This window comes from Streptomyces sp. NPDC093984 (genome assembly GCF_044764595.1).
GTDB classification, from domain to species: Bacteria; Actinomycetota; Actinomycetes; order Streptomycetales; family Streptomycetaceae; genus Streptomyces; species Streptomyces cynarae.
In genome coordinates this window covers 102,646-127,106 of the sequence record NZ_JBIWIM010000014.1, presented here as the reverse complement: position 1 = coordinate 127,106, position 24,461 = coordinate 102,646, and the positions used below count along the sequence as shown (strand labels likewise).

The following is a 24,461-nucleotide window of genomic DNA, read 5'->3' as shown; positions in this document are numbered from 1 at the left end:
GAACATCGAGCCGATGGTGCACTGCTCAGTGACCGCAGGAAGGGAAAAGGTTGCCGGCTTCTTCATCGCTCATTCGTTCTCGAAGATCGAGCCGGTTTCTCCCCTCAGTGGCCGCCGATGGGCGGGTGGTTGCCGTTCCTCACAGAGGATCCGCAGACGAGGCCTGTGCGACGCTCAGGCCCTCGGTGTGGACCGAGGGCCTGAGGCCGGTCAGCAGGAAGAGTTGGTCTGGGTGAGAAGGCCGAGCCGCCAGGGGAGGCTGTTGTAGTCGCCACCCGCGTTGGGGTCCTTGCCCTGGTACAGGTACTGGAGCCGGCAGGCGGGAATGGTCAGTGTCTGGTCGTAGCCGGCACGGATCATCTCGCCGTGGCTGATGTCCCTGGTCCAGGCACCCGAGGGGAAGGTGACGTTGGTGGCCCGTGCGAACGGGTTGCTCTCGGACGCGGCCAGGGGCGTCCAGGAGCCGGCGAGGCTGGTGGAGGTCCAGGAGCGGAAGTAGCGCCTGCCGTCCGACCCGATCGCCTCGACGAGCAGGAGGTACTGGCTGGTGCCTTGCACCCTGTAGACGTTGCTCGCTTCGAACAGGGCGTACCTGTTGGAGTCCTGCGCCGCTATCACGGTGTTGGTGAAGCCGTTCGGGAACTGGCCGACGGTCGTCTGGGAGCGGTACAGGTGCCCGTTGTCGTCGGAGGAGAACAGGTAGCAGTTGGCGCTGTCGCAGATCACCCACATGTCGACCCAGTAGCCGTTGCCGATGTTCTGCCTGATGATGTCGGGCATCGACGAGTAGAAGTTGCGCGGCGCGCTCCACCCGTTCGGGTTGCTGATGTCGGGGTTGGTGGAGTACGACGCGTTGCCTGTCTGGTACACGAGGTACCACAGGCGTTGCGGTGCGTAGTAGAAGACCTGCGGCGCGGCCCGGTACCCGGTGCCGATGGCGGTGCGGTCCAGGTAGTGGTGCGTGGCCGAGCCGGCCTGGGACCAGTCACTGAAGCTCAGGTACACCAGGTTGTACCCGGAGGAGCCGGCGACGCTGGCGAACACGTGGTACTTGCCGTTGTAGTAGACGACCGACGGGTCCTTGATCCCGGCGATGTTGTGGGTGGAGTCCGGTTTCGGGGAGATCAGCGCGCCGCCGGAGCTCCAGGAGAAGCGGGAGGGCAGGGCGGCGGCGGGCTGGGGCGAACGGGCGTTTGCCGTCTGTGCCGCAAGCGTGCCGCCCAGCGCCGACAGCACCGCCTGGTAGGCCGGTTTCTTGTTCCCGTTGCGGTCGAACAGCAGTGGGTTCTCCCCGCTGCGCCAGGAGTCGCTGTCCCGGATGCCCCAGACGGTGATGCCGTTGCAGCGGGCCACGCTCATGCACGCCCTCACCGTGTTCGCGTAGGCGTTCGTCGGCGCCTGTGCGATGTCCAGCTCGGTGATCTGGACGTCCACGCCGAGAGCGGCGAAGTTCGACAGCGTCGTCTGGAAACTGGCGGGTGGGCCGCCGGCGCCGAAGTGGGACTGGAAGCCGACGCAGTCGATGGGCACGCCGCGCGCCTTGAAGTCGCGCACCATGCGGTAGACGCCCTGGGTCTTCGCGTCGGTCCAGTTCTCGATGTTGTAGTCGTTGTAGCAGAGTTTGGCCGCCGGGTCGGCCGACCGGGCCGTGCGGAACGCCTCCTCGATGAAGCCGTTGCCCAGCACGTTCTGGAAGACGGAGCTGCGGTGCTGCCCGCTGCCGCCGTCCGCGAAGGCCTCGTTGACGACGTCCCACGCGTAGATCTTGCCCTTGTAGTGGCTCATCTCGGTGGTGATGTGGTCGTTCATCACCCTGCGCAGGGTGTTCGCGTCGGTGATGGCGCTGACCCAGCCGGGCAGTTGGGAGTGCCAGACGAGGGTGTGACCTCGCAGGCGCTGTCCGTGCGCGGTGGCGTGGCCCACGATCTGGTCGGCGGGGCCGAAGTTGAACGAGCCGCGGGAGCGTTCCGTCGTGTCCCACTTCATCTCGTTCTCGGGCGTGACCATGGTGAACTCGCGGTCCAGGATGGCCGAGTACGTGCCGTCCCCGAGTTTCCCGGCGGCCACGGCGGTCCCGAAGTACCGTCCGGACTGGGCCGCTTGGGCGCCCAGTGCGGTTGCCCGGACCGGGTGGGGTGCGCCCGTCGCGCTCTGAGGCGTCACCAGGGCGGCCGCGACCAGCAGGGACAACACCGAGGCTCGGCGACGGCCGAGCCGCTTCAGCGGGTTCATGGTTCTCCTCGTTCGGTCGGGTGGGGGGTTGGTGGTGACCGGGCCGGTGGCGGCGGTCGGCGCCCGGCGGCGGAGCCCGTGTTGATGAGGGCATGACATTCCTTTCTGTCGTTCTCCTTGTGCGACCTTGCCGTTGCGGTTGGCGCACGTCGCCGCCATGAACCTCAAGGCTGCGGAGGGAGCGCTGTCCGGCGTGCGTTTACGCGGGGTCCTGCTCGTTCGTGCGGTGCGGAGCGACCGGGTCGATCCCATCCAGGTTCGTGATGTCGAACATCAATCGATTTCCCGAGCATCCTGGATGGTAAGAGGTTGGTGGGCCCGGTCAATACCCCTCGCAAGATTCGCTGTGGATCTCGAAACGTTCCGGGCATGCGATGGACTCGGGGTCCTCCCTGCCGGGGGTGTCGGGCGGATGCCGAGCATCGCGTGGTGGACGCCGTCGCAGACACCGCGTCAGCCGATGTGTGCGGCCGGCCGCGGGCCCGCCGCGTCGGGTATGGAAATCGCTGTCCGACTGCTGAGCAACAGTGGTGAGGACCCGGACGCAGCCGGCGTTTCCGTCCGGGGCACGGCCGGTGAGCTGGTCCTCTTCATCTACGACCGTATCCCGGCGGAGTGCCTGCAGATCGACGGAGACGCAGGGCTGATCGACCTGCTCCGCGCCTGCGACCCGGAGGAGCAGACGTCTCTGACGATGCGACGATCGCGGCATGCCCCCTGAGCCGCTGTCTGCTGCAGCCCGGCCCGCCCCTGGCGCGCGAGGAGTTGCCCGGAATCCCGGCCGATGCCACCGCCTGGGAGATCCCGATGGCGACCGGATCGGCAGCCTGACGCTCTGCCTCACAGAGCAGGGGAGTCGCATGGCCTGGTGAGCAGCCACTGATCAAGCTTTGACCGGCAGGGTGAGCGCGACCGCCTCAGCACCGGCCTGGGCATCCACGCCGAGCAACTGCACTGCTTTCCCCGCGTCCTTGCGCTGTCTGCTGGAGGACCAGCAGGGGCAGAGCCAGGCCCGCCGTCGCGCCGCCCAGGTCCGAAAGACACCGGCCGGCCCACAGCAGGTCGAAGTCACGGTTCCGTCAGAGGCCCGGCGCCCGGCCGGTGTCCGGCGACCCTCGTGTCACCCCCTACGACCGGCACCCGCCTCACGCCGGGTCCCCGGCAGACGCGAGCCCCCCACGGGCGCCGCCGGCGCCGCTTCCGTCCGGGCGGTCGCATCCCCCGTGGGAACACTCTCGGCGGCGGGTCTCGTCGGGATGACCAGCATCTTCGTCACGGAGCCGTCGTCGGCGACGACGTCCCGGAGGTGGCGGAACCCCAGGCTGCGGCACATGGCCAGGCTGGCGGTGTTGTCGGCGCCCACCATGCCGTAGGCCTCCGTCAGGCCGAGGTTGTCGGCGGCGTGGCGGAGCAGGCCGCGCACCACCTCAGCGCCCAGCCCTCGCCCCCAGTGCTCGGGGGCGAGGGCGGTGACCAGTTCGTGGCCGTCGACGTTGCCGGTCTTCTTCACCTCGGCGTGGCCGACGTACGTGCTGTCGAGCCACAGGCCCCACACGTCGAAACGGCGCTGTGGGTAGACGTCGGTGAGGATGGCGCGGAAGAGCGCGCGGATCTCGGGTTCGGGTACGCGGTCCTGGCCCATCCAGCGGCACACCTCCTCATTGCCCAGCAGAGCGACGAAGACGTCCTCGTCCTCCGCTCGGTAGGGGCGGAACTCCAGGCGTTCGGTGTGCAGTACGGGGGTCATGCGGGCTCCTCGGGAGGGGCACGGCGGGGTGGGGCCGGGGCGGTGGACGCCGGGACGGCGGGCCGTGTGTGAGCGGGTTGGGGCGGCCGGGCCGGCAGGGTGTGCCGGCCCGGCGTACCGGTGCTGTGCCGGTCAGGCTCCGGCGTTCTCCATGCGCTCGCGCAGGCTCCGCGGGCGCATGTCGGTCCAGACCTCGTCCACGTAGGCGGAGCACTCGGCCTCGGTGCCCTCCTTGCCGACGGGCTGCCAGCCCGCGGGCACCTCGAGGTCGGCCGGCCAGAGGGAGTACTGCTCCTCGTCGTTGCGCAGTACCTGGTATCGGGTGTTCTCGTCCATGTCGGGTTCCTTCGTCGTCACTGGGTCGGATGTCGGTCGGACGGGTGGAGAGGACGGGCGGGTCGGGCCAGGGTGGGCGGGGTGGTGCACGGGGTGACCCCCGCCGGAGTGGGCGGGTCGGTGCGCGGGGTGACCGCGGGCCGTGCCGGGCCGTTGGGGCCCGGCGGGCCTCGCGGGTTCGGTGGTTCGTCACCGGCTTCCCCGGGCGTGGCGGGCGATGTGCCGCAGGGCCTCGGCGAACTCGTCGGCAACGCGCCGCACGGTCGCGGTGTCGTGGATGGCCGGCCGGTGGTGCCAGGTGAAGGCGAGCCGGCCGTGCTGCACCGCGCCCACCACCTCCACCAGGTGGGAGCCGGGGTCACGCGGGTCGTGGTCCTGTCCGAAGGAGCCGTGCTCGGCGCGGACCAGGCCGCCGGCCGTGGTCTCGAGGCGCGCGTCCCACTGGCCGAGGTAGTTGAAGACCACCTGCCCGTGTGCGCCGGCACCGAGGCGGTCGCGGACCTCGGGCGGGCCGAAGGTGCGCAGGGCGCCGAAGCCGATGCCGTTGCCGGGCACCGCGCGCAGTTGCCGGCGCACCGATTTCACCAGGGACCGCCAGTCCCGGCCGGGACCGAGGTCACCGGGGTCGGGCACCTGGAGGGCGACCGGGTGCACGGTCGTGAACCAGCCGACGGTGCGGGAGAGGTCGACACCGTCCAGCAGGTCCTCGCGACCGTGGCCCTCGAGGTCCAGCCGGACCCGGTCGTGTCCGGTCCAGCGGGCCAGCGCCAGGGCGAGCGCGGCCAGCAGCACGTCGTTGACCCGGGTGCGGTACGCCGCCGGGGCGGCGCGCAGCAGGGCCTCGGTGTCGTCCTCGCCGACTTCCACGCTCACCACGGCGGTCTGTGCCGCCTCGGCGTCCGGCGTCGCGTCGGCGGGTGCGGGCTGGGCGCGCACGGCCTCCTCCCAGTAGGGGAGTTCGTGGTCGAGGCCGCCGTCGGCGACGTGAGCCGCCAGCTTCCGGGACCAGGCGCGGAAGCTGGTGCTCCGCTCCCCGAGCGTGACCGTGCCGCCGTCGGCGGCCTGCCGGTAGGCCGTCTCCAGGTCGTCGCGCAGGATGCGCCAGGAGACGGCGTCGACGACCAGGTGGTGGGCGACGAGGAGGAGGAACGCCGGCCGGTCCGGGCCGGCGGTGAACAGCGCCGCGCGCAGCTGCGGCCCGCGGGCCAGGTCGAATCCGGCGTGCAGGTCGTCGGCGGCCTTCTCCATGGCCGCGGCGGTGTCCTCGGAGGAGACGCCCGCCAGGTCGTGGTGCACGAGTACGTGGTAGGTGCCCGCGGGGGGCGGATTGAACTGCCGCCAGCCGTCGTCGTCCCGGGTGAACCGCATCCGCAGGGCGTCGTGGTGGTCCAGCAGGGCGTCGAGCGCGGTCCGCAGCGCCGCCAGGTCGGGGGTGCCGTCGAGTTCGAGCAGCGCCGACTGGTTGAAGTGGTGGTGGGCGGCGCGCGGGGTGGTCAGGAACCACTCCTGGATCGGGGTGAGCGGTACATCGCCGGTCACCGGCCCGTTCCCGGAACCCTGCGGCGTGTCGCGGACGACGGTGGCGAGTTCCGCCACGGTCTGGTGGGTGAACAGGTCCCGGGTGGCCAGGTGCAGTCCGTCCCGGCGCAGTCGTGAGACGACCTGCATGCTCAGGATGGAGTCGCCGCCGAGGTCGAAGAAGTTGTCGTCCACGCCGATGTCGTCGACGCCCAGCACGTCGGACCAGACGCGGGCGATGCGCCGCTCGGTGTCGGTGCGCGGTGCGGTGCGCGGCCCGTCGGCCGCCTGGGCGGGTCCGGGGGCGGGCAGGGCGCGCCGGTCGGTCTTGCCGTTCGGGGTGAGCGGCAGCCGCGGCAGCGGCACGAAGACCTGCGGCACCATGTGCGGCGGCAGCGACTCGGCAAGATGCTGCCGGAGTTCGGCGACGGACAGGGCCTGTGCTTCGCCGGACGCGATGGATCGCGGCGGCTGCTCGCCGCTCCCGTGTTCCACCGGCACGGCGGCCGGGTCCGCCGGTACGACGTAGGCCACGAGCCGGGCGGGCCCGGTGGGCGCGCCCTCCGCCGGGGCGTCCGCCCGTACGACCACGGCCGCGTCCCGCACCAGCGGGCTGCGACGCAAGGCGCTCTCGATCTCACCGGGTTCGATGCGGAAGCCGCGCAGCTTCACCTGGTCGTCGGCGCGTCCCGCGAACCGGAGCTGTCCGTCGGTGCTCCAGCGCGCCAGGTCGCCGGTGCGGTACATCCGCTCCCCGGGCGCGCCGAACGGGTCGGCGAGGAACCGCCGGGCGGTGAGTCCGGGCCGGCCCAGGTAGCCGCGGGCGAGGCCGGGGCCCGCCACGTACAGCTCCCCGGTCACCCCGGGCGGGACGGGGCGCAGCGCGGCGTCCAGGATGTACGCCCGAGTGGAGCCGGAGGGGCGGCCGATGGGCGGGGCTCCGGTCCCCGGGGCCAGCGGGCCGGTCCAGGCGGCGACCACTGTGGCCTCGGTGGGCCCGTAGGAGTTGACCATCCGGCGTCCGGGTGCCCACGTCTCGACCAGGTCGGCCGGGCAAGCCTCGGCGCCGACGATCAGGGTGCGCAGCCCGGGCAGGGCGCCGGCCTTCTCCGGCGGCACGGTGGCCAGCGCGGCCGGCGGGATCAGCGCGTGGCTGATGCCGCGTCCGGCGAGCACCTCGGCCAGCCGATCGCCGACCAGCGGACCCTCCTCACCCGTGACCAGGGCGGCCCCGCTGAGCAGGGAGACGCACAGCTCCAGTACGGAGGCGTCGAAGCTGGGCGAGGCGAACTGCAGCACCCGGTCGCCGGGGCCCGCGGCATAGCGCTCGGCGGCGGCCGCGGCGAAGGAGGCGATGCCCCGGTGGGTCACCACCACGCCCTTGGGCGTGCCGGTCGAGCCGGAGGTGTAGATCACGTAAGCCGGGTGGGCGGGTACCAGTGCAGTGGTACGGTCGGCGTCCGTGGGGGCTGTCTCGGAGCCCTCCGCGGCCCACACCCCGGCCGGGTCGTCCAGGATCAGGTGGGCACCCGCGTCCCGGATCATGAACTCCCTGCGCTGCGCGGGGTAGTCGGGGTCCACCGGCAGGAAGGCACCGCCGGCCTTGGCGACGGCTAGCTGGGCCACCACCGTGGCCGCGGAGCGGGGCAGGGCGAGGGCCACGACCCGCTCCGGCCCGACACCCTCCCCGATGAGCCGGTGCGCAAGCCGGTTGGCCGCCCGGTCCAGCTCGGCGTAGGTCAGCTCCCGGTCGCCGTCCACGAGCGCCACCGCGTCCGGGGTACGGGCCGCCTGCCGCTGGAACAGATCGGGCAGGGCGGCCTCGGGCACCGGGCGGAAGGTGCCGAGTCCCTGGTCCAGCAGTGCCTTCCGTTCGTCGTCGCCGGTCAGCGGCAGGGCGCCGAGGGGGCGGTCGGGGTCCTCGGCGACGGCGGTCAGCAGGGTGCCGAGCTGGCCGGCCATCCGCTCGGCCGTGGCCGGGTCGAACAGGTCGGTGTTGTAGGTGATCAGGCCGTGCAGCGCTCCGCTGCCGGTCTCGGCGAACTCCAGGGTGAGGTCGAAGGCCGCCTGGCCGGAGTCGGGTTCCACGTCGTCGACCTCGAGACCGGGCAGGTCCAGGCGGGCGGCCGGGGTGTTCTGCAGGACGACCATGACCTGGAAGAGCGGGCTGCGGCTGGTGTCCCGGACCGGCTGCACCTCGTCCACCACCCGCTCGAACGGCACGTCCTGGTGGGCGAACGCGTCCAGGACGGTCTGCCGCACCCCGGAGAGGAACTCCGCGAAGGACCGCTCGGCCTCGATCCGGGAGCGCAGCACCAGGGTGTTGACGAAGAACCCGACGAGGGCCTGGGTCTCGGCCCGGTCGCGGCCGGAGGTGACGGTGCCGACGGCGATGTCCTGTCCGCCCGACAGCCGGGCCAGGTAAGCCTGTGCGGCGGCGACGAGCGTGGTGAACAGGGTGGTGCCCCGGCTCCGGGCCAGCCGGTTCAGACGCCGGGCGGTCCGGGCGGGCACCAGCAGCCGGGTGCTCGCCCCGTTGCTGGTGCGCACCGGCGGCCGGGGCCGGTCGGTGGGCAGCTCGAGCGGCTCGATGTCCGCCAGCGTCTCCTTCCAGTACGCGAGTTGCTCGTCCGTGCCGGTGCCCCCAGCCGTGCGCTGCCAGTGCGCGTAGTCGGCGTACTGGACCGGCAGTGGCGGCAACTCCTCGCTCTCGCAGCCCAGTTCTGCGCGGTAGAGGTGGGCCAGGTCGCCGACCAGCACTGAGGTCGACCAGCCGTCGGTGACGATGTGGTGCAGGGTGAGCGTCAGGACGTGCTCGTCCTCGGCCAGCCGGACCAGGCCCGCGCGCAGCAGTGGCCCCTGGCGCAGGTCGAACGGACGGCTGCGTTCCTCGGCGAGCAGCCGGCGCAGCGCCAGCTCGCCCTCCCCGGGCGGAAGGTGGGACAGGTCGTGCAACGGCAGGCGCACCTCGCGGGGCGGGTGGACGATCTGCACCCCGCGACCGTCCACGCTGTCGAAGGTGGTGCGCAGCGACTCGTGCCGCGCGTCCAGGGCGTCGAGCGCCGCGCGGAGCGCGCCGGCGTCCAGGGTGCCGCGCAGACGCAGGGCGAGCGCGGTGACGTACTCGGCGCCCCCGGGCGCGAACTCCTCCAGGAACCACAGGCGTTGCTGGGCGTACGACATCGGCGCGACCGCGTCCCGGGCGACCGGGACGATCGGCGGGCGTCCGCCGGCCTGCTGCTCCGTGAGCAGGCTCGCCAGGCCGGCCGGTGTGGGATGGGTGAACACCGCGCGCGGCGAGAGATCGGCGCCGAAGGCCTCGGCGAGGCGCGAGGCGAGCCGGATGCTGAGGATGGAGTCTCCGCCCAGACCGAAGAAGTCGTCCTCCACGCCGGGCGGTTCAATGCCCAGGACGTCGCCGAACACCTCGGCGGTACGGCGCTCGGTCTCGGTGCGGGGCTCGACGCGCTCCCGCCCGTCCAGGGTCTGCGGCACCGGCAGGGCCGCCCGGTCGACCTTGCCGTTCCCGCTCAGCGGCAGGGCGTCCAGCCGTACGAAGACGGCGGGGGCCAGGTAGTCGGGCAGGACGCGGGCGGCGAAGTCCCGCAGCTCGTCGGGGTCGTCGCCGGCCGGACCGACCACGTAGGCCACGAGCCGCTTGACACCCGGCCGGCCCTCGCGCGCCAGCACGGCCACGTCCACGACGTCCGGGTGGGCCGCGAGCGCGGCCTCGGCCTCGCCGGGCTCGACCCGGAACCCGCGGATCTTCACCTGGTCGTCGGCACGTCCCAGGAACTCCACTGCGCCGTCCGGCCGCCGCCGGGCCAGGTCGCCGGTGCGGTACATCCGGGTGCCGGGCGGCCCGAAGGGGTCGGCGAGGAAGCGGGCCGCAGTGTCGCCGGGGCGCCCGAGATAGCCGCGTGCCACGCCCTCGCCGGCGATGTACAGCTCGCCCGCGCAGCCCGGCGGTACGGTCCTGAGCCGGGTGTCGAGGACGTGGACGCGCATGTCGTCCAGCGGATGGCCGATGGGCACGGTGCCGGGCACCGTCGCCGGGTCGCCGAGGGCGAAGGACGTCGCGAAGGTCGTGGTCTCGGTGGGCCCGTAGCCGTCCACCACGGTCAGGCCGGGGCAGGCGGCCAGCACCCGGCGCACCGCCTGGGCGGGCACGACGTCACCGCCGGTCCACACCTGGCGAAGGCCCCGGAAACAGTCCGGCGCGTCCTGGGCGAGCAGCCGGAACAGACCGGCGGTCAGCCACAGCGCCGTCAGCCCGCCGTCGGCCGCCAGCCGCCGCAGCAGGGCCGCGTCCACGCTCCGGCCGGTCGCCACGACGACACAGCCTCCGGTGAGCAGCGGTGCCCACACCTCGAAGGTGGCGGCGTCGAAGGCCACCGGCGAGTGCAGCAGCACCCGCGCGCACACGCCGCCGGCGAAGCGGCTGTCGGTGGCGAGCGCGGCGATGTCGCGGTGCCGTACGCCCACCGCCTTGGGCCGGCCGGTGGATCCGGAGGTGAACATCACGTAGGCCAGCCGATCCGGGTCGGCCGCCGAAGCGACAGGCCTCGGCGCGGCGGTGCGCGCGGCGGTGACGTCGGCCGCGGTGAGGCGGAGCGTGGCGCCCGCCTGCGCGCGGAGGGCCCGGCGGCGTTCTTCCGGGGCCCGGGTGTCGACGGGGAGGTAGGCGCCGCCGGCGACGAGGACCGCGAGCTGGGCGACGACCAGTTCGGCGGAGCGGTCCATCAGCAGGGCGACGCGGTCCTCCGCCGCGAGGCCGTCGGCGAGCAGCCGGGCGGCCAGCCGACCGGACCAGTCGGCGAGCTGGCGGTAGGTCAGTTCCCGCTCGCCGTCGCACACCGCGATCGCCTCCGGGGTCCGGCGGGCCTGCTCGGCGAACAGGTCCACCGGGCTGCGCGGGGCCACCCGGCGGGCGGTGGTGTTCCAGGCCGCCAGCAGCTCCCGGTCGGCCGCCGTCAGCGGATCGAGGTCGTCCACGTCAGCGTCGATGCCGTCTGCGAGGGCGGTGAGCAGGGCGGCCAGCCGGTCCGCGGCCTGTTCCACGGTTTCCCCGTCGAACAGGGCGGGGTCGTAGGCCAGGTCGAGGCCGAGCCGTTCACCGAGGTGCGCGCGCAGGCACCAGGGGAAGGTGGCGGCGTCGTCGGCGCGCACCTCTTCGACGCGGACGCCGGTGCGGGCCGTGGCCGACTCGTCCACGGGGTAGTTCTCGAACACCAGCATGCTGTCGAACAGCGGCTCGCCGGACGGGACGTCGCTGACGGCCTGGATACGGGGCAGAGCGAGGAAGTCGTGGCGTCGGGCGTCGCTCCGCTGCTCCTGCAGACCACGCAGCCAGGGCAGCACGGCACCGCGGGGAATGCGGACGCGGGCCGGCACGGTGTTGATGAACATGCCGATCATGCCTTCGACGCCGGGCACTTCGGCGGGGCGGCCGGAGACCGTGGTACCGAACACGACGTCGTCCCGGCCGCCGTAACGGGCCAGCAGCAGCGCCCACGCGGCTTCCACCAAGGTGTTGACGGTGAGTCCGGTGCCCGCGGCCGTCCGGCGCAGCCGTCGCGAGACCTGCTCGTCCAGCTCGCGGTGGACGGCCGCCGAGGACCGGGCGCGGTGGGCCTCGGCGGGTGTGCGGTCGTACGGCAGCGGGGTGCGGACGGTGAACCCGGCCAGGGTGTCGGCCCAGTAGTTCTCGGCTGCCGCGGTGTCCTGGTCGCGCAACCAGTGCAGGAAGTCCGCGAAGGGCCTGCGTGCCGGGGGAGGGGAGTCGGGTCCCCCGGTCAGCGCGGCGTAGCGTTCGCAGACCTCGGTGAGCAACTGCCCGGTGCTCCAGCCGTCCAGGGCGATGTGGTGGGTGGACCACAGCAGCAGCACCTCGTCGCCGGGCAGGGCGGCCAGGGTGAGACGGGTGAGCGGTGCGGTGGTGAGGTCCATGCCCGCCGCGCGGTCCTCGGCCAGCAGCCGCTCGGTCGCCTCGGCCCGCTGCTGCGGGGTCTGGGCGCGCCAGTCCAGGTGGGTGACGGGCAGCTCGGCACGGCGGTGGACCACCTGGACCGGGTGCGGCAGGTTCCGCCAGTGCACGCTGGTGCGCAGCGCCGGGGTACGGTCGGCGACCTCCTGCCAGGCCGCGGCGAACGCGTGCGGGTCGGCGACACCGGACAGCCGTACCGCCGTGCGGTCGAAGTAGGCGCCCTCGGTGTCGACGAGCCCGTGGAAGAGCATGCCGGACTGCAGCGCGGTGAGCGGCAGGACGTCCTCGACGTGCCGGCCGTCGCCTATGAGCCGGTCGAGCTGCTCCTGGCCGAGGCCGGCTAGGGGGAAGTCGGACGGGGTCCGGCCACCGGCGCCGGGGCGGGCGCAGTGGGCCACGAGGTCCCGCAGGGCCCCGGCCGTCTCCTCGGCCAACTCCCGGACGGTCGCCTGGTCGTAGACGTCCTCCGGATACGTCCAGCCGAGTTCCAGCCGCCCCTGCTGAACCACGCCGGTGATGTCCAGGAGGTAGGGGCGGGGTTCGTCCGGGTCGGTGTCGCGGCCCGCCGGGGGCAGGGAGCCGCGCAGGAGCCCGCCGGCCTCGGTGCCGCCCGTGTCCCACTGCCCGTGGTAGTTGAACCCGACCTGGGGGGCCGGGTCGCCGGCGAGCCGGCTGCCGGGCAGCAGGTGGCGCAGGGCGCCGTGGCCGAGGCCGTGCAGCGGCACCGCACGCAGCTGCTCCTTGACCGAGCGGAGCGTGTGGTGCCAGCCGGCGTCGGGATCGACGCGCAGGGCGAGGGGGAACTCGGCGGTGAACCAGCCCACGGTCCGCGACAGGTCCACATCCGGGAAGAGCTCCTCCCGGCCGTGCCCCTCCATGCCGATCAGCACGGTCTCCCGCCCGCACCAGCGGGACAGGGTGCGGCCGAGAGCGCTGAGCAGGACATCGTTGACCTGGGTGCGGTAGACCTCGGGAACCCTGCGCAGCAGGGCGTCGGTCGTCTCCGCGTCCAGGGTGACGGTGACGGTCGCGGCGGTGCCGTGGGTGTTGCGGCCGGGGCGGCCGGCGGGCAGGCCCGCGGGGGCCTTCGCGGCGTCCGTCCAGTACGGCAGGTCGGCGTCGAGGCCACCGGAGCGGGTGTGCTCCTCGAGCCGGGCGGCCCAGTGGCCGTAGGACGTGCTCGCGGGGGGCAGTTCCGCGGGCCGTCCGGCTGCGGCCGCCCGGTACGCGGTCTCCAGGTCCGCGAGCAGGATGCGCCAGGAGACGCCGTCGACGACCAGGTGGTGGGCGGTCACGACGAGTTGTCCCGCCTGGTGCGGGCCCCGGTCGAAGAACAGGAGGCGGGCGACCCGCCCCTCGGTGGGATCGAGGGCGGCCTGCGCCTCGTCCGTGGTCCGCTGAACCTCCGCCTCCAGGTTCGTTGCGTCCAGCCCGGACACCTCGTGGCGGGTGAAGACGGTGTCCGGCGCCTCGGCCAGGACCTCCTGACGCCAGCCGCCGTCGGCGTGCCGGAACCGGGTGCGCAGGGCCGCGTGATGGCGTACGAGCGTGTCGGCGGCCCGCTGCAGGGCCGACGGGTCGGTGCCCGGGGCCAGTTCGAGGCGCTGGGTCATGGTGAAGCGCAGCCGCTCCCCGGGGGCCCGCCCGTCGAGGTACCAGTGCTGGATGGGGGTGAGCGGTGCCTCCCCGGGCGGAGTGTCGCCGGTGGTCGCCGGAGGGGGAGCGGACTCGCCGGCGCGCAGGGCGAGTTCGGCGACCGTCTGATGGCGGAAGACGTCCTTCGTGGTGAGGGCGAGTCCGGCCTGGCGGGCGCGGGAGACGATCTGGATGCTGAGGATGGAGTCGCCGCCGAGCGCGAAGAAGTTGTCGTCGGCGCCGATCCGTTCGACGCCGAGCACCTCGGCCCAGATGGCGGCGAGGCGTGCCTGTGTGCCGGGCCGCGGGGCCACGTACGGGGTGCCGCTGTCCGGCTGGGCGGGCGGCGCGGGCAGCGCGCGCCGGTCGGTCTTGCCGCTGCTGGTACGCGGAATGCGGGCCAGTGGTACGAACGCGGCGGGCACCATGTGGTCCGGCAGGGTCCGCCGCAGCGCCACCCGGAGGGCGTCGGCCGACAGCACCGTGTCACCGGCCGGCACCGCATAGGCGACCAGCATGAGGCGGCCCGCCTGTTCGCGGGCGGCGACCGCGGCGTCGGCGACGTCCGGCTGGGCGAGGAGGGCCGCCTCCACCTCGCCGGGCTCGATGCGGAACCCGCGGATCTTCACCTGCTCGTCGACCCGGCCCAGGAACTCCAGCAGCCCGTCGCGGCCCCAGCGGGCCCGGTCGCCGGTGCGGTACATCCGTTCCCCCGGCGCCCCGAGCGGGTCGGCGAGGAAGCGGGTGGCGGTCAGGCCGGGCCGGTTCAGGTAGCCCCGGGCCAGCTGCGCCCCGGCCAGGTACAGCTCGCCGGGCACCCCGGGCGGCACCGGGCGCAGGGCGCCGTCGAGGACGTAGGCCCGCAGGTTGCCACCGGGGCGGCCGATGACCGGCCGGCCGGGGCCCTGCGTGACGCGGCCGTAGACGGCGTCCACGGTGCACTCGGTGGGCCCGTACATGTTGTACACGGCGACGCCCAGCTCCCGTTCCGCGGCGGCGAGTCGCCGCCAGGTGGCGGTGGGCACGGCCTCGCCGCCGACGAGCAGCAGGCGCGGGTGGTGGCGGCCGGGGGCGAGCAGTCCGGCGGTGAGGAGTTCGCGCAGGAAGGACGGGGTGACGTTGACCAGGTCCAGCCGGTGTTCGGCGACCCGGGCGCAGAACGCCTCCGGGTCCAGGCGGGCGTCCTCGTCGATCAGGTGCACCTCGTGGCCGAGCGCGAGCAGCAGTGGCCCTTCCCAGGAGGTGTCGAAGGAGAAGGAGGCGCTGAGCGCGGCCCGCAGCCGCCGCCCGTCGGCGGTGTGCGGGGCGAGCAGGCCGGCGCGGTGGTCGTGGCAGAGGTTGACCAGCTGCCGGTGCTCGACGGCGACGCCCTTGGGGCGGCCGGTGGAGCCGGAGGTGTAGACGACATAGGCGGTGTGCTGCGGCAGCAGCGGCCGGTGCCGGTCGGCATCGGTCGGGTCGTGGGCGGGCAGCCGGTCCCAGGGCACCTCGCCGAGGCCGGTCAGCAGCGTGTGCGGCCGGGCGTCGTCCAGCAGCAGACGGACGCGCTCCTCGGGAAGCGCGGGATCGAGGCAGAGGAGGGTCGCACCCGCCTTGAGGACCGCGAGCAGCGCCACCACCAGCTCGGACGTGCGCGGCAGCCGTGCCGCGACGATGTGTTCGGGACCGGCCCCGAGCGCGATGAGGTGGTGGGCGAGCCGGTTGGCCCGGCCGTTCAGCGTGGCGTAGTCCAAGGTGGCGTCCCGGGCCGCGAGGGCCGTGCGGTGCGGGGTCCGGGCGGCCTGTGCCTCGAACAGGGCGGGGAAGGTGGCGTCCGGCTCGGGAAGCCGGACGCCTTCGCCCTGCCGCAGCACCTGGCTCCGCTCGCCGTCGCTCATCAGCGGCAGCGCGCCGACGGCACGCCAGTCGTCCTCGGCGACGGCCTCCAGCAGGATCCGCAGCCGGTCGGCAAGGCGTTCGGCGGTGTCGGCGTCGAACAGCCGGGTGTTGTACTCCAGGTGGCCGGTGAGACCACCGTCGCGCTCGACGAAGTCGAAGGCGAGGTCGAAGGTGGCGTTGCGGACCGGCACAGTCACGGGTTCCACCTGCAGACCCGGCAGCCGGGGAGCCTCCGCGCCCAGGTTGTGCAGGGCGACCATGACCTGGAACAGCGGCGTGCGGCTGGTGTCCCGCTCGGGCTGCACCGCGTCCACCACGCGCTCGAAGGGAACCTCCTGGTGGGCGAAGGCCTCCAGGACGGTGGTGCGCACCTCGGCCAGCAGCTCGCGGAACGGCAACCGGGGGCGCACCCGGGCACGCAGCACGAGCGTGTTGACGAACATGCCGACCACGTCGTGCAGTTCCGGTCGCTCGCGGCCGGCGGTGACGGTGCCGACGGTGACGTCCTCCTGACCGGCCCAGCGGGCGAGCAGTACCTGACAGGCGGTCACCAGGGTCATGTACAGGGTGGCGTCCGCCTCACGGCCGCGTGCGCGCAGCCGTTCGGTGAGCGCGGTGGGCAGGGTGAAGGTCACCAGGGCTCCGTCGCGGGTGCGGACGGCCGGGCGCGGCCGGTCGGTGGGCAGCTCCAGCGGGGTGACGCCGTCCAGGGCTCTGCGCCAGTGAGCGAGGTCGGCCTCCGCGCGGTCGGCGCGGGAGCGCTGCCAGGCTGCGTAGTCGGTGTAGCGCACGGGCAGGGCGGGCAGCTCCGGGGGCCGATCGTCGTGGGCCGCCGTGTACAGCTCGCTCAGATCGCGGCCGAGGACGCCCATGGACCAGCCATCGGTGACGATGTGGTGCACGGCGAGGACGAGCACGTGCTCGTCGGCGGTGAGCCGGGCCAGCCGGGCCCGCAGCAGTGGCCCGGTGGTCAGGTCGAAGGGGGTGGCGGCCTCGCGCTCCAGCAGGGCGTCCAGGGCGGCGGCGTCCGGGCAGTCCTCCAGCGGGAGGTCCACGGGGCCCGGCGAGTGGACGACCTGGCGTGCCTGGCCGTCCTGCTCGGCGAACGTCGTGCGCAGCGCCTCGTGCCGGGCCACCAGTGCGTCCAGCGCGGTGCGCAGGGCACCGGTGTCGAGCGGGCCGCGCAGCCGCAGGACCGACAGGGTCGTGTACTCGGTGCTGCCCGGCTCGAACCGGTCCAGGAACCACAGGCGTTGCTGGGCGTAGGACAGGGGCGCCGGGGCGTCCTCGGCGGCGGCCTGAATGGCGTCGGCCGCGGTGGTGTCCCCCGCGGGCGGCTCGCCCAGGGCCGCCGCGAGGTCGGACAGCGTGGAGTGGGTGAACAGCAGCCGGGGCGACACGTCCGTGCCGAAGGCGGCGCGCAGCCGGGAGGTGACCCGCACGGCCAGGATGGAGTCGCCGCCGAGGGCGAAGAAGTTGTCGTGCGCCCCGATCTCGCCGGTGTCCAGGACGTCCGCCCAGGCCGCGGCGACCAGCCGTTCGGCGGCTGTGCGCGGGGCGGTGCGCTCGCCGTCGGTGGCGAAGCCGTCCGGACCGGGCGCGGGCAGGGCGCGCCGGTCCAGCTTGCCGTTGACGGTGAGCGGCAGCGCCACCATCGGCACATAGGCGGCCGGCACCATGTGCGCCGGCAGCAACCGTTGCAGGTGGGCGCGGAGTTCCGCTGCGGGCGGGGGAGGTGTCACCCGGTCGCCGCTGCCGGTGCCGACGACGTGGGCGACCAGCCGGCGGGTCCCGGCGGTGTCCTCGTACACGCCGACGGCGGCCGCGCCCACGCCCGGGTGGGTGTGCAGGGCGGCCTCGATCTCGCCGGGCTCGATGCGGTAGCCGCGGATCTTCACCTGCTGGTCGGCGCGGCCCAGGTACTCCAGGGTGCCGTCCGCCCGCCGACGGGCCCGGTCCCCTGTGCGGTACATCCGGCTGCCGGGGCGGCCGAAGGGGTCGGCGACGAAGCGGGCGGCGGTCAGGCCGGGCCGGTTCAGGTAGCCGCGGGCCAGGCCCTCCCCGGAGACGTACATCTCACCGATCGCGCCCGGCGGTACGGGCTTGAGCCTGTCGTCGAGGACGTGCACGCGCAGGTCGGGGATCCCGGTGCCGATGGGGCTCCCCATGCCGGTGGCGGCGGTCGTGCGGTCCAGCGGGGCGTAGGTGACATGCACGGTGGTCTCGGTGATGCCGTACATGTTCACCAGACGGGGTGCGGTGTCCGGGTGGCGGGCGTACCAGTCGGCGAGCCGGGACACGTCCAGCGCCTCGCCGCCGAAGACGACCGTGCGCAGCGCCAGCCGGGCGCCGGTCTCCGGGTGTTCGGCGTCGGCACGGACCAGCGGGTAGAAGGCGGACGGGGTCTGGTTGAGGACGGTGACCCGTTCGTCGGCGAGCAGGCGCAGGAACTCCTCGGGGGAGCGGGCGGTGTCGTCCGGGACGACCACGAGCCGGCCGCCGTGCAGCAGCGGGCCCCACAGCTCCCACACCGAGAAGTCGAAGGCGTAGGAGTGGAACAGCGTCCACACGTCGTCCGGGCCGAAGCCGAACCAGTGCCGGGTCCGGGCGAACAGCCGCACCACGTTGGCGTGCGGGACGACGACACCCTTGGGGCGGCCGGTGGATCCGGAGGTGTAGATGGCGTAGGCGGGGCTCTCGGGCAGCGGGCGCAGACCCGGGTCCGCCGGGCCGCCGACCGGGCGCCGGGCCAGGTCGGCACGCACGCCGGGGTCGTCCAGCAGCAGGACGGGCGCGGTGGTGTCCGGGGCGGCCTGCGCGGTGGTCACCACGGCCACCGGCCCGGCGTCGGCGAGGAGATGGGTGACGCGTTCGGCCGGCAGCCCGGGGTCGAGGGGCAGGTAGGCGGCGCCGGCCTTGAGCACGGCGAGGACGGCCACGACCAGGTCGGTCGAGCGGGGCAGCGCGAGCGCCACGAACTTCTCCGGCCCGGCGCCGAGTTCGGCGAGCCGGTGGGCGAGCCGGCCGGACCGCGCGTCCAGCGTGGCGTAGTCGAGGCGGTCGTCGCCGCAGGTGACGGCCTCGGCGTGCGGGGTGCGGGCGGCCTGTGCCGCGAAGAGGTCCACCAGGGTCTCGGTGGGCCGGCCCGCTTCGGTGCCGTGCCACTCGGCCGGCATCCGCCGCCGCTCCTCGGCGGTGGTCCAGGCGAGGGCGTGCAGCGGGCGGTCCGGGTCGTCGGCCAACTCGGTGAGCAGCAGGCAGAGTCGGCCGGCGAGATCCCGTACGGTCGTGGCGTCGAACAGCTCGGGGTCGTAGGCGAGGTCGAAGCCGAACCGCTCGCCCTGATAAGCACGCAGGACGAGGGCGTAGTTGGTGGCGTCGTGCGAGGACACGTCGGACACCCGGATCCCGGACGTGGCCGAACGCGCCTCGTCGAAGGGGTAGTTCTCGAAGGCGACCATGCTGTCGAACAGCGCGCCGCCGGACGGCACGTCGCTCAGGCCGGTCACCTCGGCCAGGGACACGGTCGCGAACCGCCGCGCCTCGGCCTGTGCCTCCTGCAGCTCCCTCAGCCAGGCGGTGGCGGTGCGCGCGGGATCAACCCTGACGCGCGTCGGCAGCGTGTTGATGAACATGCCGACCATCGACTCGACGCCGGGCAGGTCGTCGGGGCGGCCGGAGACGGTGGTGCCGAACACCACGTCCCGTTCGGCGCTGTAGCGGGACAGCAGCAGCGCCCAGGCGCCCTGCACCACGGTGCCCAGGGTCAGCCCGGCCTCCCGTGCGCTGCGCGCCAGCCGCGCGGACACCTCATGCGGCAGCCCGGCCGTGTGCACGCCCGCGGAACGGGTCTCGTGCCCGGGCCGCCGCACGCGGTCGACCGGCAGCGGGGTCGGGGTGGCGAACCCTTTCAGGGCGCCCCTCCAGTACCCGCGGGCGGCGTCGGCGTCCTGGCCGGCCAGCCAGCGCACGTAGTCACCGAAGGGCCGCCGCAGCGGCGGCCGGGCCTCGGTGCCGGTGGTCAGCGCCGTGTACTCCGCGAACACGTCGGTGAGCACCTGGGCCAGGCTCCAGCCGTCCAGGATCAGGTGGTGGGAGGTCCACAGCAGGTGCAGCCGGGCGTCGGGCAGCCGGACCAGGGTCAGCCGCATCAGGGGGGCCGTGCCGAGGTCCAGCCCGCGCGCGAGGTCGTCGGCCCGCAGCCGGGCCAGCCGTTCGGCGCGCTCTTCGGGGCCCAGCTCACGCCAGTCCAGTCGGGTGACGGGCATGTCGACGTCCCGGTGCACGACTTGGAGCGGTACCGGTACGCCCTCCCACACCACGGAGGTGCGCAGCGCGGGTGTGCGGTCGGTCACCCGTTGCCAGGCGACGGCGAGGGCGTCCGGGTCGTTCACGCCCTCCAGCAGCAGTGCCGCCTGATCGACGTACACGTCGTCCGGGCCGCCGACCAGGCGGTGGAAGAGCATGCCCTCCTGCAGCGGGGTGAGCGGCAGCACGTCCTCCACGTCCCGGCCGTCGCCGACCAGGCGGTCCACGCCGGCCTGGTCCAGGTGGGCCAGCGGGAAGTCGGACGGGGTGCGGCCACCGGCGCCGGGGCGGGCGCAGTGCTCGGCGATGGCGGCCAGCGCGCGGACCATGCCGTCGGCCAGCTCCCGCACGGTGCCGGCCCGGTGCACCTGGTCGCTGTAGTGCCAGGTGATCTCCAGCTCGCCGTCGGTCACCGCGGCCGAGACGTCCAGGAGATGGTCCAGCCGAGCGCCGGGGTCCGTGTCCCGGCCGGGCACGTCCGCGGCGGGCGCGAAGTCTCGCCCGCCGGGAGCCTCCCACTGGCCGTGGTAGGTGAAGCACACCTCGGGCAGCGGCAGGTCACGCAGGGCGCGTGCCTCCTCACGGGAGCCGAGGTGGGTCAGCGCCTGGTAGCTCAGGCCGCGGCGGGGCACGGCCCGCAGCCGCTCCTTGACGGCCTTGAGGGTCGCCCCCCAGTCGGGTGCGGAGGCGGGGCCCACCGGGGCGAGGGTGACGGGATACTGGCTGGTGAACCAGCCGACCGTGCGCGACAGATCGACGCCCTCGACCAGGTGCTCCTCCCGGCCGTGGCCCTCCAGCGCGACGGTCACCCGGTCCGCGCCCGCCCAGTCCGCGAGCACCCGGCCCAGCGCGCTCAGCAGCACGTCGTTGACCTGGGTGCGGTAGACGCCCGGCACCCGGCGCAGCAGCGCCTCGGTGGTGGCGCGGTCCAGCCGGGTCCGTACGGTGCGCACGGACCCGGCGAGCGGGCTGCCGGGCAGGTCCACGGGGAGCGGAGTGCGCGGTACGGCGGCCTCGGCCGTCCAGTACGGCAGATCGTCGTCCAGGTCGCCGGCCCCTACCCGCTCGGCCAGCTGCCGTGCCCAGTGGGTGAACGGGGTGTGCTCGGGGTCGAGCCGGGGCGGTGCGCCCGCCGCCGCCTGCCGGTAGGCGAGTTCGAGGTCGGCGAGCAGTACGCGCCAGGAGACGCTGTCGACGGCCAGGTGATGGACGGCCAGGAACAGCCGGGGGCGCTCCTGGCCGGTCAGCAGGGCCGCGCTCAGCAGCGCTCCGGTGCTCGGGTCCAGCAACGCGCGGGCGGCGTCCGCCGCCTCGGTGGGCGGGGTCCCGGGGGCGGGGCGGGTCAGCGGTCCGGTGGCCGGGCCCGCTCCGGGTTCCTGCCGCCAGGTGTCTGCCGTCCGGGTGAACCGGGCCCGCAGGGCCGGGTGCCGGTCCACGAGCGCCCCCAGCGCCTGCTCCAGGGCACGCTCGTCCAGGTCGTGCGGCAGGTGGAGCAGCATCGACATGCTGAAGTGCCGCAGCGGGCCGTGAGTGGCGAAGAACCACTCCTGGACCGGGGTCAGCGGGGCGGGTCCGTCGTCCCACTGGTGCCGGGGCGCGGGCGGGGCGGTGGTGCGGTGGGAAGCGGCGGCGGCCAGGTCGGCGACCGTCTGGTGGCGGAAGACGTCCTGCGAGCCGATCCGCAGGCCGGCGGCGCGGGCCCGGGAGACGGCCTGGATGCTCAGGATCGAGTCGCCACCCAGTTCGAAGAAGTTGTCTGTGACGCCGACACGGCTCACGCCGAGCACCTCGGCCCAGATGCCCGCGAGTGTCTCTTCTTCCGGAGTGCGGGGCGCGATGAACTCCCCTCGCCGTTCGACGACTTCGAGGGCGGGGGCGGGCAGGGCGCGGCGGTCCAGCTTGCCGCTGGTGGTCAGCGGCAGCGCGTCGAGCGCGGTGAAGGAGGACGGCACCATGTGGTCGGGCAGGACGCGGCGCAGGGCGGCACGGAGGTCCCCGGGGGCGGGCCGCGGTGCGCCCGGTGCGGGGACGACGTAGGCGGCCAGCCGGGCGTGGCCGTGGGCGTCGGGGACGGCTACGACCGCCGCCGCCCCGATGTCCGGCAGGTCCAGCAGGGCGGCCTCGATCTCGCCCGGCTCGATGCGGTGGCCGCGCACCTTGACCTGGTCGTCGGCGCGTCCCAGGTAGTCCAGCCGGCCGTCGGCGGTCCAGCGGGCCAGGTCCCCGGTGCGGTACATCCGCGTCCCCGGCGGGCCGAACGGGTCGGGCAGGAAGCGCGAGGCGGTCAGCCCCGGCCGGCCGGCGTAACCCCGGGCCAGTTGCCCGCCCGCGAGGTACAGCTCGCCGCCGACCCCGGGCGGCACCGGCCGCAGCCGGTCGTCCAGGACGTAGGCCCGTACACCGGGCAGCGGACGGCCCACCAGCGGGCGGTCCGCGGCCTCGATGCGGCAGGCCAGGGCGTCGACCGTGCACTCGGTGGGGCCGTAGAAGTTGTAGGCCGCCACGTCCGGGAGCGCGGCCAGCTCCCGCCACAGGGCGGGGCCGACGGCCTCGCCGCCCAGCATGAGGACCCGCGGCCGGTGCCGGGGATCGGTGAGCAGCCCGGCGGGCAGCAGCTGCCGCAGATACGAGGGGGTCACGTCGAGGAAGTCCACGCGGTGCTCGACGACGTACTCCACCAGGGCGGCCGGGTCCATCCGGGTCACCTCGTCGACCAGGTGCAGCGGATGGCCGTCGGCCATCAGCAGCACGCCCTCGAGGGAGGTGTCGAAGGAGAACGAGGCGGTCAGGGCCACCCGCAGCGGGCCGCCGCCCGCGTCCGCGACGAAGCCCGCCCGGTGCGCGGCCAGCAGGCCGGCCACCGAGCGATGGGTCACGGCGACGCCCTTGGGGCGGCCGGTGGAGCCGGAGGTGTAGATGACGTACGCGGTGTGTGCCGGGTCCGGTGCGGTACGGGCCGGGTCGGTGTCCGCAGCGGTGGCGGGCACGGCCCGCAGCACCGCCTCGTCCACGACCAGCGAGGGCCGGGCGTCCTCCAGCAGACGGCGGACGCGTTCCTCGGGCAGGGCCGGGTCGAGGGGAAGGTAGCCCGCCCCGGACTTCCACACGGCGAGGATCGCCACGATCATGTCGGCGGTGCGCGGCAGCCGCAGCGCCACCAGCCGTTCGGGGCCGGCGCCGCGGGCGATGAGGTGGTGGGCGAGCCGGTTGGCGCGGGCGTTGAGGGTGGCGTAGTCGAGGCGTTCGGCTCCGGCGACGAGGGCGAGGGCGCCGGGGGTCTGGGCCGCCCGGCGCTCGAAGAGCTCCGGGTAGGTGGTGTCGTCGATGTCGTGGGCGGCCGGGTTCCAGTCGTGGACGACCCGCCGCACCTCCTGCTCGGACAACAGGGGCAGCGTGCCCAGCGGGCGGTCGGGTTCGGCGGCTGCGGCCTGAAGCAGCCGGAGCAGCTGGTCGGCCATCCGCTCGGCCGTGGCCGGTTCGAACAGGTCGGTGCGGTACTCCAGCAGACCGGTCAGGGCCTCCCCGTCCGGCACGAACTCCACACTCAGGTCGAAGGTGGCCGCTTGCCGGGGCACGGTGACCGGGGCGGTGGCGAGCCCGCGCGGGGCCGTGGCGGCGGGCGGCTCGGGGTGCAGCAGCACCATGACGTCGAACAGCGGATTGCGGCCGGCCTCGCGGGAGGCGCCCACGGCCTCCACGATCCGCTCGAACGGCGTGTCACCGTGCGCGAAGGCACCGTTGACCGTACCGGCCACCTCGCCCAGCAGGTCGCGGAAGGACCCGGCCGGCTCCACCGGTGTGCGCAGCACCACGGTGTTCACGAAGAAGCCGACGGCCCGCTCGAGGTCGGTGCGGGACCGGCCCGGGGTCAGGGAGCCGACGCTGATGTCCTCCTGCCCGGACCACCGGGCCAGCAGCGCCTGGGTGGCGGCGACCAGGGCGGTGTACAGGGTGGTGTGCCGCTCTCTCGCCAGGCCGCGCAGCCGCGCCGTGAGGTCCGCCGGAACGGTGAAGGTGAGCACGGCGCCCGCGCCCGCCTCCTCGCCGTCGCGCGGCCGGTCCAGCGGGAGCTGCGGGGCCACCGCGCCCGCCAACCGCTCTTTCCAGTAGGCCAGATGACGCTCCAGACGGGGCCCGGAGAGCTGCTCGCGCTGCCACACCGCGAAGTCCGGGTACTGGGCCGCCACCGGCGGCAGGTCCACGGCCGCACCCCGGGCGAGGGCGTCGTACGCGGTGCACAGCTCGTCCAGGACCACACCCATCGACCAGCCGTCGGTGACGATGTGATGTGCCGTCAGCAGCAGGACGTGGGAGGTGGCCGACTCCCGCAGCAGCAGAGCGCGCAGGAGAGGGCCGCGCCCCAGGTCGAACGGGCGGGCGTACTCGGTCCGCAGATCCGCGTCGAGATCCGTGACGTCCCGGACCGGCAGCGGCACCGGCCCTGCCGGGTGCACCGTCTGCACCGGCCTGCCGTCGGCCTCGTCGAACGTGGTGCGCAGCGCTTCGTGGCGGGCCACCACGACGGCCAGGGCCCGCTCCAGCACCTCCCGGTCGAGCGCGCCGGCGAGCCGTACGGCCACCGCGCTGTTGTAGCGGGCGTCACCGGGCCGCAGCCGGTCCAGGAACCACAGCCGCTGCTGGGCGAAGGACAGCGGCAGCGGCCGGTCGCGGTCCGCGCGGGGGATGCCCTGCCGGGCGTCGGGGGCGGCGCCGCCCGCCCGTCCGGCCAGCCGACGGCGCAGCGCTTCCCGCAGCTCCTCGGGCAGGGCCTCGGCACGGTCTCGCTTCGAAGGCTTCGAGGACGTCATGGTCGTCGGATCC

The 24,461-nt window shown here is 74.1% G+C and carries 5 protein-coding genes; 1 reads left to right on the top strand and 4 read right to left on the bottom strand.

Going from position 1 to position 24,461, the window contains the following annotated elements:
* Nucleotides 1-210: 210 nt before the first annotated feature.
* Nucleotides 211-2,232 (bottom strand): non-reducing end alpha-L-arabinofuranosidase family hydrolase, encoded by a 2,022-nt coding sequence (locus tag ACIRC0_RS34005; protein ID WP_403624157.1) that lies wholly within the window; start codon nt 2,230-2,232, stop codon nt 211-213.
* A 496-nt stretch (nt 2,233-2,728) separates the two neighbouring features.
* Here ACIRC0_RS34005 and ACIRC0_RS34000 point away from each other — a divergent pair, with 496 nt between their 5' ends.
* On the top strand, nt 2,729-2,953 hold the full coding sequence (locus ACIRC0_RS34000) for a hypothetical protein (RefSeq protein ID WP_403624154.1): 225 nt from the start codon (nt 2,729-2,731) through the stop codon (nt 2,951-2,953).
* Between the two features lie 399 nt (nt 2,954-3,352).
* Here ACIRC0_RS34000 and ACIRC0_RS33995 read toward each other — a convergent pair whose 3' ends face one another.
* The 3 genes from ACIRC0_RS33995 to ACIRC0_RS33985 form a co-directional block, all read right to left on the bottom strand.
* Nucleotides 3,353-3,979 carry a GNAT family N-acetyltransferase gene (locus ACIRC0_RS33995; RefSeq protein ID WP_403624151.1) on the bottom strand — a complete coding sequence of 209 codons (627 nt, stop codon included), beginning with the start codon at nt 3,977-3,979 and terminating at the stop codon, nt 3,353-3,355.
* Between the two features lie 132 nt (nt 3,980-4,111).
* Nucleotides 4,112-4,315 carry an MbtH family protein gene (locus ACIRC0_RS33990; protein WP_263227898.1) on the bottom strand — a complete coding sequence of 68 codons (204 nt, stop codon included), beginning with the start codon at nt 4,313-4,315 and terminating at the stop codon, nt 4,112-4,114.
* Between the two features lie 189 nt (nt 4,316-4,504).
* On the bottom strand, nt 4,505-24,448 hold the full coding sequence (locus ACIRC0_RS33985) for a non-ribosomal peptide synthase/polyketide synthase (protein WP_403624149.1): 19,944 nt from the start codon (nt 24,446-24,448) through the stop codon (nt 4,505-4,507).
* Between the last annotated feature and the right edge of the window lie 13 nt (nt 24,449-24,461).

Coding starts and splice junctions, on each gene's coding strand:
- ACIRC0_RS34000 (WP_403624154.1), top strand. CDS start 2,729: ATGGAAATCGCTGTCCGACTGCTGAGCAACAGTGGTGAGGACCCGGAC.
- ACIRC0_RS33995 (WP_403624151.1), bottom strand. CDS start 3,979: ATGACCCCCGTACTGCACACCGAACGCCTGGAGTTCCGCCCCTACCGA.
- ACIRC0_RS33985 (WP_403624149.1), bottom strand. CDS start 24,448: ATGACGTCCTCGAAGCCTTCGAAGCGAGACCGTGCCGAGGCCCTGCCC.
- ACIRC0_RS33990 (WP_263227898.1), bottom strand. CDS start 4,315: ATGGACGAGAACACCCGATACCAGGTACTGCGCAACGACGAGGAGCAG.
- ACIRC0_RS34005 (WP_403624157.1), bottom strand. CDS start 2,232: ATGAACCCGCTGAAGCGGCTCGGCCGTCGCCGAGCCTCGGTGTTGTCC.